The organism is Nitrospirota bacterium (assembly GCA_016212215.1).
Lineage (GTDB): Bacteria > Nitrospirota > 9FT-COMBO-42-15 > HDB-SIOI813 > HDB-SIOI813 > JACRGV01.
Genome location: JACRGV010000012.1, coordinates 19,371 through 32,298, shown reverse-complemented (window position 1 = coordinate 32,298; position 12,928 = coordinate 19,371). Strand labels below are relative to the sequence as shown.

Sequence of the window (12,928 nt, the reverse complement as noted above, 5' to 3'; positions counted from 1 at the left end):
TGCTGTGTATGTGATCAACCCCTCTGCCTTGCCGGTCTCTGCCTCTTTTGCACTGGAAGCAAGATATATATACTCACCGTCAAGGACGCCTGCCTTGATCCGGATTAGTAGACCGGCCTGCTTAAAATCTGATAGCTTCATTTTGAGTACCTTGAAAAGGTTTTCTACGTCTGAAGGGTCAAGAAGTAAAGCAGTGTTTCCTTGAGTTTCCGAAGGGAAACTTTCAGGGAAACTGACACCCTCTGAGTTTCCATCATGGAAACTAAAAGTTTCCTTACTGTTTCCCTGCTTGTTTCCTTCCAATACCTTGAGTGCTAAGGCTTTCAGGCTCTTTGTTTCCAATTTGTTTCCCTCCAAGTTTCCAATTTGATGTAAATTGTTTCCAGTTTCCCCCCCCTATAGGGAAACAGGGAAACAAACTGTGGATAACTCATATTTTTCATATCAATAATCCAAGGTTCATTGCTTTGGTTTTATGCTTTGAAACTGTCCCTTTAGAAATTTTCAGTAGTTCAGGAATTTCATTCTGAGGAACACCATCATTGAGCATTCTTGCAACTTTTTCAGTCAGCGATTCCTCAATATCCTTGAAGTTCCACTGCTGTTTACTAGACGCTAATGTTTTTAACTGCATCTCAAACGGTGTAACGTTATCTCCATATATGCCCCGTGACTTCTCAAAATGCACTTCAAAATAAGCTCCCTGGTCAGGTGTGTAATCTCCTGGTCTCCTCAAGTTTATAACGGTATCCAAAATATCTTCACGCCTAGAAGTGCCCCTCTGTGCTCCCCCCTTGCCGGCATGGTGAACAAACAGAACTGATCGGCCTTGTGCTCTCTGTTTAAGTGCCCAACCTTGCACAGGTTCCCAAGATTCCCCCTCATTCTCCCGCCCTCCACGGCACAGGGTTGAGATGTTATCAACAATTATCAGGTCAATCCCTTCAAGATAGGGTTCAATGGCCTCTTGTCCTTCCCAAGTCGCAAGGTTAGGCATCCCGCCATCTTGAAGGTCAGGGGTAATAATTCTTAGAGGCGCAACGGGTTCAGAATCCATCATCTCAATCGCCCTTGCTAATCTTTCTTGCATGACTACTGCCGGCATCTCACCGTCTAAATAAAGGACGCCACGGGGTCTTTGTGCCCTCCATTTATGTATGCTGCCGCTACCTGTCACCACAACTGCAATCAAAAGTGATAGAAGTGTCTTGCCCAACCCCCTTATGGCATAAAGCATTGCCAACCCTTGAGTGGGCAGCCACGGATCAAGGAGATTTTCACGGGGTGGAAATTTCATTTCAAGAAAATCGCTTGCGCTAACCATGCACAAGTTACTTTTAGGCTTAGGAATTTCAGCAACAAGGTTTCTGATTGCTCCTGTAACATCCTCAAGTGTCATCTCATCATAATTATCATTGATTTTCTGAAACTGCCGGAAGAGTGTTCTTTTATGGTATGCCTCTCGTATCTGCCTTGCATAGAAAAGAGGGTCTTTCATGCCCGGGAAGTAATTGGCTGCTTCGGATATTACTGTTGCCCTTACTTGCCCTTGCAAATCTCCTGCGATGTCTTCTAATCCGCATGGAAGGCCGCTGTCAACCCTCTTTACGATCTTGTCATAGATTAAGGCATATTGCTTATCCATGAAGTAATCAGACGAAAAATCAGGTAGCTCTTTCATCAGGGATACCACTTTTAACGTATCCGCAAATAATGAGGAGATGAAATTTGTTTCCAATTCAAGGCCGGTTTGCAAATCAGGCTGTGCCGGAGGATATTGTACAAACCCTTTATCATCCGGCCCCTCAAAGTATAGCTTACGGTCTTTGGCATTTTTTGCTTTTATGCCAGCAACATCCGCTGCATTAAAACCCGTTGCAGTTTTTGTCATTTAGCCACCGACTCCCGCCAACCGGCTGCAATTATTCTTTCCACTGCCTCAACAGGTATTCTAACCGCCCGCCCGATTTTTACGGTTGTAATAGTCTTCTCAAGTATCCGCCTGCGGATGGTGGTTGACTTGAGCCCCAGTTGATTAGCCGCTTCGTCAACCGTTAAAAGTTTTTTTGTCTGCATAATTACCCCCTTGTTAGTTTTGATGTTACTATATGTTGACATTGTTAATAGTTATATATACTATATCTTGCATAAACATGGAATATAGAAAATCGTATTATAGTAAAATCTTTGTTAAGCAACGGTTTGAGCTTGATGAGTCTGAATATGGGGAATGGTGTTTTATGGCAATGATGGAATATCAGGGAAAGCCTGAAGGTGTATATAACCCCTGGCAACAGCTCCAAGACTCAAAGAAGAGTAAAAAAGTTGTGCCGCCCTATATTGAATTTGCTAGCCTTGACCCTGAGAACACAGAAGAACTTCTGAATTATGCCAATAATAGAGGGATACCTTCTTCTGCTCCAGACATTATTGGACATAGCTTAGATTATACAGCAAGCAGAATTGCACTTGAAAATAAATGTGATGGTATGTCACCAGATATGTATTTTCTTAAAGATTTTTGCAAAGATATATTAAAGATGAAAGCACTTTTATTTTTAATACATTCTTTAACAATATCTGAAGATTTACTCAAAATAGATTCTGAACGTTTAGGCAATATTCTTCAGTGCATCTGCCAACTGAATGAACTCGGAAAAAGGGAATCAAAAATACTGGAAAAAAGAATGATTGAAGATGTTTCTTTTTTAAAATACAACATAGAAAGCTCCTTGCAGAAAGTGTTTGATGATGAGCTTAAAGGTCTTCAGCCAACATTTAACATATTGCCAACAGGTAAATTGGAAGGTTGCTTATTGTATAAAAACCTAAAACAAGCCCTATACGCTACTTTATTTGATGATATTACAACCCCTGTATCTATATGTGCTGATCCGAAGTGCAGAAGATTTTTTACCATAGACCATAAAGGGAAAATGTATTGCTCTAAACGGTGTGCTTACAGGGTTTCACAACAGAATTTTCAAAACAGAAAAAGAATAAATGGAGATTCAAATCATGGCAAGAAAACACGGTAAGGATAAGGGTATTATAGAGATACCAAAAGGGTCTGGTATCTGGTGGGTAGACATAAGTATTGATGGTCAACGCCGCCGGTGGAAGGTAGGGTCAAAGACTGCCGCAAAGGCTTTTTATCAGAAGTTGAAGGTTGAGGCTATGGAAGGCCGCCTGTTCCCTGAAAAGTATGAGCGTAAACGTGTCATGTTCTCTGAACTTGCAAAGGATAGACTGGCCCTTGTTACCGCTCATCATAGCAGGCCGAAAGGGGAAAATCACCTTATTGAAAGATGGTTAATTGATTTTAAGGATATGGACGCATCAAAGATTACACCATCTATGATTGAGAATGTATTGACAGAAATAAAACAAGAGGGGAAAGCCCCTGCAACTGTTAACCATCACCTTGAGTTAATAAAGGCTATGTATAACAAGGCTTCCCGGGACGGCCTTTTATCCGTCAACCCTGCTGCAAAGGTAAAAAAATACAAACTTAATAATGTAATTGTCCGGTACCTTACACCCCAGCAAGAAGTATCCTTATTTGAAAGCCTATCGAATACATATCATCCTATTGTTAAGACCGCCATTAATACAGGTATACGGCAAGGGGAATTACTGCGTTTGACATGGGATGATATAGATTGGAATACTGGTATCTTGACCGTAAAGAAGAGTAAACACGGACAAGCTCATAGAATGCCCATGAATAGCTTAGTACAAGAGGTCTTATCAGAAGCATTTAAGAATAGAAAGACAGACCGGATATTTCCACATGATAACAGTCGAATGAGGAAGACCTTTGAGAAGGCTATTAAGGCCGCTGGACTTGCCCCTTTCCGCTTCCATGATTTAAGACATACCTTTGCTTCAAGACTTGCCATGAAAGGGGTAAATGACAGAACCTTAATGACACTTGGAGGGTGGAAGTCACCTGCCATGCTTAACCGATATGCTCATCTGTCACCAACTCATTTATGGCAGGCTGTGGAAAGTTTAACTGAAATTACTCCATCCAGAAGGGATTTTTCAAACGCAACTGCCACCAAAACTGCCACTGAGGAGATTTATAAGAAGGGTGAAAACTCCTAACCCATTGATTTGAATTGGTAGCGGGGGCCGGATTTGAACCGACGGCCTTCGGGTTATGAGCCCGACGAGCTACCAGACTGCTCCACCCCGCAGTAAAAAAAATAATATGTGCTTCCTGATGCAGACGTATTCTATATTTAATTGGTCTTTAAAGTCAAGTGTTTATTAGGTGTTATTTTTTTCTTGACTTCTATATAAACGTTTAATACAATGCCTTTCAAACTGGCGGATATTCTGAAAGGTTTCTCATATAATATTGTCTTGTGGGAACCGGTCGGATTATAAGTCAGACATTCCCAAATATTTAGGATCGGCTTTTTTAATTGAAAATACGGCAGATATGACAGGGTGCGGTTATAGAGACCGCATACTGGAGTTTAGGCCAACATCCTATTCAGGATTTTATGGAAGGTGTTGGCCTTTTTAGTTTAATATTTTGGTCTACTTAGGAGGAGAAAAACATGGCAAAACAAGAAACAAAAATTTACTGGACAAAAACTGATGAAGCACCGGCATTAGCAACGTATTCTTTGCTTCCTATTATTCAGGCATTTACAAAAACAGCCGGAGTTGATGTTGAGGCAAAGGATATCTCTCTTGCAGGGAGAATTATCGCAAACTTTCCGGAAAATCTAACTGAGGCTCAAAGGATCCCTGACGACCTGACATGGCTGGGTGAACTCACATTGGAGCCTGATGCAAATATAATAAAACTACCGAATATCAGCGCCTCAATCCCTCAGTTAAAGGCGGCTATAAAAGAATTACAGTCGCAGGGTTTCAATGTCCCTGATTATCCGGAGTCCCCGGCTAACGATGCAGAGAAAGAGATCAAGGCCAGATATAGTAAGGTGTTGGGGAGTGCGGTGAATCCTGTTTTAAGAGAAGGGAATTCTGATCGCAGGGCAGCACTCTCAGTAAAAAATTATGCAAGAAAGAACCCGCACAAGATGGGGGCATGGAGTGCAGACTCAAAAACCCACGTATCACACATGAACACCGGCGATTTCTATGGTACTGAAAAGTCCGTCACTGTAGCAGAGGCAGGCACGGCAAAGATTGAATTTGTTGCACAGGATGGAAAAACTACTGTGCTCAAAGAAAAGACAACACTCAAGGCAGGAGAAGTTATTGATGCAGCAGTCATGAGCCGCAGCGAATTACGCAAATTCTATGAGGAGCAGATTCAGGATGCAAAAAGTAAAGGCGTTTTGTTTTCCCTGCACCTCAAGGCAACAATGATGAAGGTGTCTGACCCAATCATGTTCGGTCATGCTGTTTCGGTTTTTTTTAAAGATGTGTTTGAAAAACATGCATCTGTAATTAAGGAACTCGGTTATGACTCCAATAATGGATTGGGTGACTTGTATAATAAGATAAAGAATCTGCCCGAGGCTCAGAGATTAGAAATCGAGGCGGACATCAGTGCGTGTTACGGGAATCGTGCATGGGTGGCAATGGTAAATTCGGATAAAGGAATTACGAATCTTCATGTGCCGAGTGATGTGATTATTGATGCATCCATGCCGGCCATGATACGTGAATCAGGTAAAATGTGGGGCGGTGACGGGAAACTTTACGATACCAAGGCAGTGATACCCGACAGAAATTATGCAGGTGTATATCAGGTCGTTATAGATGATTGTAAAAAACATGGTGCGTTTAATCCTACAACAATGGGGAGCGTTCCCAATGTGGGTCTTATGGCCCAGAAGGCAGAGGAGTACGGTTCTCACGATAAGACATTTAAGTCCCCAGGGAATGGAACCATTCGTGTGGTTGATGCAACCGGAAATGTTCTGCTCGACCAGACTGTAGAAGAAGGGGATATCTGGCGTATGTGTCAGGTAAAAGATGCACCGATTCAGGATTGGGTAAAGCTGGCTGTTACCAGGGCAAGGGCTACCGGATCACCTGCTGTTTTCTGGCTGGACAACAACAGGGCACATGACAGGGAGATTATTGCAAAGGTCAATAAATATCTGAAAGACCATGATACTAATGGATTAGAGATACACATTATGTCTCCGATTGATGCTACACGTTTTTCTCTCGAGCGTATAAGAGCCGGAAAAGATACCATATCAGTTACCGGAAATGTACTTCGTGATTATCTCACAGATCTATTCCCGATTCTTGAACTGGGCACAAGTGCAAAAATGCTCTCTATCGTCCCGCTAATGAATGGCGGCGGTCTCTTTGAGACAGGGGCTGGCGGGTCTGCACCAAAACATGTACAGCAATTTCTTGAAGAAGGCTATTTAAGATGGGATTCACTTGGTGAATTTTTAGCATTTGCAGTATCGTTAGAACATCTCAGTAATACATTCAAAAATCAGAAGGCTCAGGTTCTTGCAACAACACTGGATCAGGCAAACGGCAAGTTTCTGGATAGCAACAAGTCACCTGCCCGTAAGGTGGGTGAGATAGATAACCGTGGAAGTCATTTTTATCTCACTTTATACTGGGCACAGGCACTTGCGGCACAAGATGATGATAAAGAGCTAAAGGAACATTTTTCCGGATTAGCAAAGGAACTTGCAGATAATGAGGCTAAGATTGCCGGAGAGCTGCTTGCTGCTCAGGGTAAACCCGTTGATATAGGCGGCTATTATCATCCTGATCAGGCAAAGACCTCGCAGGCAATGCGTCCAAGCGCAACATTCAACAAAGCGTTGGCGTCTATTGTTTAATTAAAGGCAGACATTGCTGAAAGGGATTCTTCATTGATAAATGAAGAATCCCGTGCAGAAAGGTAAGCCAATAGTAATCAGTTTAAAAGATTGCTATTGGCTTTTTTTATTATTCCATGTATAAAGGAGGTGATTTGATAAAGCAGAGGAGGACGAGAGTGAAAAGTAAAGGACAGATGGAAGCAGAGATAAGCAATGCCATCACAAAGTTTGAGCTTGAATATATGGGCCGTGGACCAAAAGAGACAAAGACATATATTGTTGATGACATTATTCTTGTAAGGTTGAAAGGCGTGCTTACTGATGCAGAAAAGCACCTGACCAAGACACAGGAAGGAAGAGACCTCATAAAAAAGGTCAGGGCCACTATGCTTGAGAGTGCAAAGGATTTACTGGCAAGGGTTATTGGAGATATTACAGGCGTAGATGTTATAAGCCTGCATACTGATATAAGTACACATACGGGGGAGAGGGTTATAATGTTTACCCTGTCGGAACGGGTGGAGAAGATAGGGAATAAGTAAAAGGTAATAGGCAGATAGGCTGAAGGTAGAAGCTTTCCCTCCCCTTCAAGTGGAGGGTTAGGGTGGGGATGGGGTTTTACTGCAACTTTTTCTTGACAAATTTGTTGCATAAATAGTATAAAACCAGTAACCAGTGAACAGTAAGCAGTAAACAGTAAGAAGCAAGAATCAAGAAGTCAGAAGTTAGAAGGATGCAGCAAGTAATGAGGAAGGGTTTTCTGCTTACTGCTAACCGCTTACTGCTCACTTAACAGATTCACATAAGTATTAAAGAAAGGAGAAAGGATATGGCAAAGGTATTAGAAGGTCCCGGTATGGATCTCCTTGAGAAATGGGGGATGAAGGTTCCGAATCATATTGTTGTTACCTCTCTTGAACAGCTTGAACACCTGTCAAAGGCAAATGCGTGGCTTAGGGAAAGCAAGCTGGTTGCAAAGGCCCATGAGGCAATAGGGAGCAGGATGAAGTTAGGGCTGGTGAAGGTTGACCTTGACCTGAAAGGTGCAAAAGGGGCGGTTAAGGAGATACTCGGAAGGTCGGTCGGCACAATGACAATTTCTCAGGTTATCATCGGCGAGATGGTGCCGCATGAAGTGGAATATTACCTTGCAGTAAAGTCCACAAGAGAAGGGGCTGACATACTGATGGCCAACTTCGGTGGTATTGAGGTTGAGTCCAGATGGCAGGATATAAAACGAATGTCAGTGGAGGTCGGTGAGTCCCCAACAAATGGTTCATTAGAGGATCTGGCTAAAGAATCCGGTTTTACCGGTGATTTAGTTGGAAAGGTTGCGGCATTTGCACGGAAACTTTTTCAATGTTATGAACAGGAGGATGCACAGTATCTTGAGATAAATCCGCTTTCTATAACATCAGACGGTGAACTCATTGCACTTGATATGGTGACAATGCTTGATGCAGATTCAAGGTTCAGGCATCCTGACTGGAATTTCACATTCGCTTCTGAATTCGGCAGGCCTTACACAGAGCCGGAGCGTGAGATTATGGAGATTGATTCAAGGATAAAAGGGTCAGTAAAGTTTATCGAAATCCCGGGCGGAAACATTGCATTGCTTCCTGCAGGCGGCGGAGCAAGCGTTTATTATGCAGATGCAATAGTTGCACAGGGCGGCAAGATTGCAAACTATGCTGAATACTCAGGAGACCCGCAAGACTGGGCTGTTGAGGCACTTACCGAAAGGGTTGCCTCACTTCCTGATCTTAAACACATAATTGTCGGCGGCGCTATCGCAAATTTTACAAATGTTAAGAAGACATTCGCAGGCATTATTGCAGGGTTCAGGAATGTTAAGGCAAAAGGCAAATTAAAAGACGTGCATATCTGGGTGAGACGCGGCGGGCCTTATGAAAAAGAGGGGCTTGAGGCAATGAGGGCGCTGGAGCAGGAAGGCTTCAATATTCATGTCTTTGACAGATATACACCGCTTACAGATATTGTTGACTATGCCCTTAAGGGTAATTAATAATTCAAATAAAAGAAGGAGAGAAAAACCATGAGTATAGTCGCTGATGATAATACAAGGGTTGTTATTCAGGGCGGTCCGGCAGGTGTTAATGCCGCCCGGCGTATGGCTGAGTTTTCTTATCTCATTAAGAAACCTTTCAATGTTAAGGCATTTGTATTCCCGCCTGATGCCGGAAAGACTGCGGAAATTCCTTTTGGCAGTGAGATGCTTGCAGTACCGATCTTTTCCAGTGTTGCAGAGGCCACAAAGACATTTCCTGAGATTAATACTACACTCGTTTATATTGCACCTAACAGGGCGCTTGCCGGTGCACTTGAGGCACTGAAGGATGAAAAGATTAAGGTAGTATCAATGATTACAGAAGGCGTTCCTGAGAAGGATGCCAAAATCCTATCAAAAGAGGCAAAGAAACTTGGAAAGGTGTTCAACGGTCCTTCATCAATCGGAATCTTTTCAGCAGGCAAGTGCAGGCTTGGGGTTGTCGGCGGGTCTTATGAAAACCTGATACTCTCTAAGCTCCACCGCCCGGGTTCATTTGGTGTAATAACAAAGTCCGGCGGACTGCTGAATGAGATTATATGGATATGCAGTCAGTTTGCAGACGGTATCACAACCGCTGTTGGAATCGGCGGGGATGCTTATCCCGGAACGGATTACGTATCATACCTTGAGATGTTTGAGAATGACCCTGAGACAAAGGCCGTTGTTATCGTCGGAGAGATGGGGGGTACATTAGAAGAAAAGGCAGGGGAGTGGTATGGGGCTAAAAAACGCAGGATAAAACTGCTTGCAATAGTGTCAGGCTTCTGTCAGGAGGTTCTGCCTAAGGGAATGAAGTTCGGTCATGCAGGTGCCAAAGAGGGGCAGAGAGGTGAAGGAAGTGCAAGGAGTAAGGCAGAGGCATTAAAGAATGCAGGTGCGATAGTTCCAAAGACTTATGGTGCACTCGGGCCTGCAATAAAGCAGACTTATGAGGAATTGCTTGCACAGGGTGTGATAACTCCTGTTAAAGAGATCCCTGTAGATCAATTGGCAAAATGGCCCAAGTCAATAGAAGAGGCCATAAAGACCGGTGAGGTTGTACTGCCTCCGCTGTTAAAATCAACTATATGTGATGACAGGGGCGATGAACCGATGTATGTGGGTTATCCTGCCTCAGAACTTATCAACAATGGGTATGATATTCCGCATGTTATTGGACTGCTCTGGACGAAACGGCTTATTTCAGCAGATGAGGCGGAACTTATTAAACGTATATTGATGCTGTCGGCAGACCACGGCCCATGCGTCAGCGGTGCACTTGCAACAATACTTGCCTCGTGTGCAGACATACCGATGGCACAGGCAGTTGCATCAGGCATAACAATGATAGGCCCGCGTTTCGGAGGTGCAGTTACAGATGCCGGAAGGTGGTTTAAGTATGCCATAGAAAATAACATGGGTGTTGAAGAATTTCTTACATACATGAAGGCAAACTGGGGGCCTGTCCCTGGAATTGGTCACAGGGTGAAGAGCGTTAAAAATCCGGACAAGAGGGTTAAAGAGCTTGTCTCTTTTGCAAAGAGTCTTGGACGTCCGCTTCCTCATCTTGATTTTGCACTTGAGGTAGAAAAGATAACTACAACGAAAAAAGAAAATCTGATCCTGAACGTGGACGGTACTATTGCAGTGGTATTGCTTGACCTCGGGTTCCCGGTTGAGAGCCTGAACGGGTTCTTCATCCTTGCACGTACTATGGGCCTGATTGGGCACTGGATAGATCAGAAACAGCAGGGTGCACGTCTGATCCGTCTGCATCCATACCTTGCTAAGTATGCAACTGAACCAAAGAGGGAGGTTCCGCCGATTGAGAAGGCTGTGGAGGTATGATGTATTATTACTTCTATTGATACTGCAATTCGCAGTTGTTATGTATGCCCATGCACTTGATGAAAAGGGGCAGGCAGCGATAAAGAGATGGGTATCAGGGACAGTAGTTGCTGTAAATACTAATGCCATACCTAATACTATTGTAATAACCTCCAAAACATGGAAGGGGCAGGACATTACAGTAGGTGCACAGGTCAACAGCGACACTGAGATAACAGTTGATGGAAAACATGCAGTTCTTTCAGAGGTAGTGCAGGGTGACGATGTATCCATGCATTACCTCAGAGAGCCGCTGGCATTAATAGCAAAGAGCATAAGGATAAAGAGGGCAAAGTGAACCCCACCCTCACCCTGATCCCCCCTCCTGCCTCCCCCCGCAAAAGAGGGGGGAGGGATTTGGAAGGAATTTAATTGCAGCTCTCCCTGAGGGAGAGGGGGCAGAGCTTATTCCCTCCCCTTCAAGGGGAGGGTTAGGGTGGGGATGGGGTTATATTCAGGTGAACCGTCATGAAACGGGGTTTCACAAAGGGGCATAAAAATCAGCGGGACAAGAAAGTCCCGCCTATCCTCGTAGATATGGATAGGCGGGGTTTTCTTGTCCCGCCGGAAGGGATTTTCGGATGAAAATACGGATAATATCAAAGATTATGATTAGCATTGCGTTTCTTGTCGTACCCATTATGATAATCGCAAGCGGCTGCACTAAGAAGGTATCTACTACAGATATAAAAGAGATTGAGAAGCCGGAGCAGGGATTACTGCCGTCGGAACCTTCTCCGGTTTATGAAACAGTTGCAGAGCCGCCTGTACCACAGCCTGATGTCATACGCGGAAATGGGAAAAGTGGAGAATCCGGTGACATAACATCCGGACGTACACCTGCTTCTGAAAAAGGGGTGGGTGACGTGTTTTTTGATTTTGACAGGTATATCATAAGAGAAGACGGAGTAGAGACGCTTAATCACAACTCTACTGTACTTAGAAAGATAGGCTTTAAGAACCTTGTTGTTGAAGGACATGCAGATGAGCGGGGTACCACAGACTATAATCTCGCATTAGGCGAACGAAGGGCAGTATCAGCAAAAAAGTACCTTTCCAGTCTTGGGATAGATTCAACAAGAATATCTGTAATTACCTTTGGAAAAGAAAAACCATTCTGTGCAGAACACAGTGAAGATTGCTGGCAACAGAACCGGCGTGCACATTTCGTTCTGGCGGAATGAATATGAAGATTATTAAATTTATTCAATTATTATCAGACGAGAATTATCGTTGCTCACCCTCCCCCTACCCCCCTCCCGTCAAGGGAGGGGGAATAAACGTAGCACCCTCTCCCCCGGCGGGAGAGGGTCCGGGTGAGGGGGTTTTATTTTCAACATCCTTAGTTAGTTTGTTCCTCATATGTACTTTGCTTGTACCCATAATATTCTCAGGTTGTACCCCTCCTGTAACTTATGTCATTGACCTTGCGTACGCCCCTCCGTTGTCTGAAGCTGTTGCGGTAAAGCAGGAGCAGGAACGGATTGCGGTTATACCTTTTGAGGATGCGCGGACTGAAAAGAGGATGATCGGCAAGAGTAAAAGACTGATGGGAAAGATTGATAACTTCGAGTCAAATCCATCACCCGTCAGTGATGCTGTAACTCAGGCACTTGTCAGGGCATTAAAAATAAAAGGCTATCAAACAGAAATATTAAAACCAGGCACTGACCCTGAGGCCATAAAACAGAGTCCTCCTAATATAGTATTGTCCGGAAAGATAGATTACCTGTGGGCCTACGCAATTGCAAAGACAGGACGCACCAATATCAAGGTGGATGTACGCATGAAGATGAAGATATATAAGGTAGATGATAAAACCGGTTTTACCATGAACGTACAGAGTCAGTCAGAGCCTAAGGTTGTTTTATTTACACCGTCAGTAATGCAGAATGCAATCAATGATACACTGACTGATGCTATAAATCACGTGATTGCTACGAAGTGGAAGGAATGAAGAGAGTGAGCAGAGGCAAGAAGTAAGAAGCAAGAAGCAAGAATTAAGAAGTAAGAAGTAAGAAGTAAGTACTATTTACCAAGTATGACACAACCCCACCCTCACCCTGACCCTCTCCCTGAGGGAGAGGGTGGCTAATGTTTATTCCCTATCTCCTTCAAGAGTGAGGGTTAGCATCAATTTTGATTACCTCCCCTTCAAGGGTGTGGGTTAGCAAAAAACTCGATTCCCTCCCCTTCAAGGGGAGGG

Annotated in this window: 12 protein-coding genes and 1 tRNA gene; 9 read left to right on the top strand and 4 right to left on the bottom strand. The window is 43.8% G+C overall.

Going from position 1 to position 12,928, the window contains the following annotated elements; translation table 11 throughout:
* The 3 genes from HZA08_01725 to HZA08_01715 all read right to left on the bottom strand — a co-directional run.
* Positions 1 to 342: hypothetical protein (locus HZA08_01725; protein ID MBI5192141.1), on the bottom strand; the 342-nt coding region annotated here is incomplete at its 3' end.
* A 97-nt stretch (positions 343 to 439) separates the two neighbouring features.
* A complete protein-coding gene (locus HZA08_01720) occupies positions 440 to 1,891 on the bottom strand; it encodes an AAA family ATPase (protein MBI5192140.1) in 1,452 nt (483 codons plus the stop codon).
* Complete coding sequence (locus HZA08_01715; GenBank protein MBI5192139.1) at positions 1,888 to 2,076, bottom strand: excisionase family DNA-binding protein; 189 nt, start codon at positions 2,074 to 2,076, stop codon at positions 1,888 to 1,890. The genes HZA08_01720 and HZA08_01715 overlap by 4 nt, the downstream gene beginning before the upstream one ends.
* A 77-nt stretch (positions 2,077 to 2,153) precedes the next feature.
* On the opposite strand from HZA08_01715, the gene HZA08_01710 reads away from it, so the two are divergent.
* Together HZA08_01710 and HZA08_01705 are read left to right on the top strand one after the other, a co-directional pair.
* Positions 2,154 to 3,038 (top strand): hypothetical protein, encoded by an 885-nt coding sequence (locus HZA08_01710; GenBank protein ID MBI5192138.1) that lies wholly within the window; start codon positions 2,154 to 2,156, stop codon positions 3,036 to 3,038.
* Entirely contained in the window at positions 3,004 to 4,110 is a 1,107-nt protein-coding gene (locus tag HZA08_01705) for a site-specific integrase (GenBank protein MBI5192137.1), read from the top strand. The genes HZA08_01710 and HZA08_01705 overlap by 35 nt, the downstream gene beginning before the upstream one ends.
* A 15-nt stretch (positions 4,111 to 4,125) precedes the next feature.
* On the opposite strand, the gene HZA08_01700 is transcribed toward HZA08_01705, so the two are convergent.
* Positions 4,126 to 4,202, bottom strand: a tRNA-Met gene (locus HZA08_01700).
* A gap of 369 nt (positions 4,203 to 4,571) precedes the next feature.
* Here HZA08_01700 and HZA08_01695 point away from each other — a divergent pair.
* From HZA08_01695 to HZA08_01665, 7 genes are all read left to right on the top strand, one after another.
* Positions 4,572 to 6,803 (top strand): NADP-dependent isocitrate dehydrogenase, encoded by a 2,232-nt coding sequence (locus tag HZA08_01695; protein ID MBI5192136.1) that lies wholly within the window; start codon positions 4,572 to 4,574, stop codon positions 6,801 to 6,803.
* A gap of 116 nt (positions 6,804 to 6,919) precedes the next feature.
* Positions 6,920 to 7,327 (top strand): DUF2294 domain-containing protein, encoded by a 408-nt coding sequence (locus HZA08_01690; GenBank protein ID MBI5192135.1) that lies wholly within the window; start codon positions 6,920 to 6,922, stop codon positions 7,325 to 7,327.
* 287 nt (positions 7,328 to 7,614) lie between these two features.
* Complete coding sequence (locus HZA08_01685) at positions 7,615 to 8,811, top strand: ATP citrate lyase (protein MBI5192134.1); 1,197 nt, start codon at positions 7,615 to 7,617, stop codon at positions 8,809 to 8,811.
* A gap of 30 nt (positions 8,812 to 8,841) precedes the next feature.
* Entirely contained in the window at positions 8,842 to 10,683 is a 1,842-nt protein-coding gene (locus tag HZA08_01680; GenBank protein MBI5192133.1) for an ATP citrate lyase, read from the top strand.
* Entirely contained in the window at positions 10,661 to 11,020 is a 360-nt protein-coding gene (locus tag HZA08_01675; GenBank protein ID MBI5192132.1) for a hypothetical protein, read from the top strand. The genes HZA08_01680 and HZA08_01675 overlap by 23 nt, the downstream gene beginning before the upstream one ends.
* A gap of 283 nt (positions 11,021 to 11,303) precedes the next feature.
* Complete coding sequence (locus HZA08_01670; protein MBI5192131.1) at positions 11,304 to 11,906, top strand: OmpA family protein; 603 nt, start codon at positions 11,304 to 11,306, stop codon at positions 11,904 to 11,906.
* Positions 11,907 to 12,091: 185 nt separating this feature from the next.
* A complete protein-coding gene (locus HZA08_01665) occupies positions 12,092 to 12,679 on the top strand; it encodes a hypothetical protein (protein MBI5192130.1) in 588 nt (195 codons plus the stop codon).
* Positions 12,680 to 12,928 lie beyond the last annotated feature (249 nt).

Excerpts from the sequence above, each read along its gene's own strand:
- HZA08_01690 (MBI5192135.1), top strand. The coding sequence starts at position 6,920 with ATGTATAAAGGAGGTGATTTGATAAAGCAGAGGAGGACGAGAGTGAAA.
- HZA08_01670 (MBI5192131.1), top strand. The coding sequence starts at position 11,304 with ATGAAAATACGGATAATATCAAAGATTATGATTAGCATTGCGTTTCTT.
- HZA08_01715 (MBI5192139.1), bottom strand. The coding sequence starts at position 2,076 with ATGCAGACAAAAAAACTTTTAACGGTTGACGAAGCGGCTAATCAACTG.
- HZA08_01695 (MBI5192136.1), top strand. The coding sequence starts at position 4,572 with ATGGCAAAACAAGAAACAAAAATTTACTGGACAAAAACTGATGAAGCA.
- HZA08_01685 (MBI5192134.1), top strand. The coding sequence starts at position 7,615 with ATGGCAAAGGTATTAGAAGGTCCCGGTATGGATCTCCTTGAGAAATGG.
- HZA08_01705 (MBI5192137.1), top strand. The coding sequence starts at position 3,004 with ATGGAGATTCAAATCATGGCAAGAAAACACGGTAAGGATAAGGGTATT.
- HZA08_01720 (MBI5192140.1), bottom strand. The coding sequence starts at position 1,891 with ATGACAAAAACTGCAACGGGTTTTAATGCAGCGGATGTTGCTGGCATA.
- HZA08_01710 (MBI5192138.1), top strand. The coding sequence starts at position 2,154 with ATGGAATATAGAAAATCGTATTATAGTAAAATCTTTGTTAAGCAACGG.
- HZA08_01680 (MBI5192133.1), top strand. The coding sequence starts at position 8,842 with ATGAGTATAGTCGCTGATGATAATACAAGGGTTGTTATTCAGGGCGGT.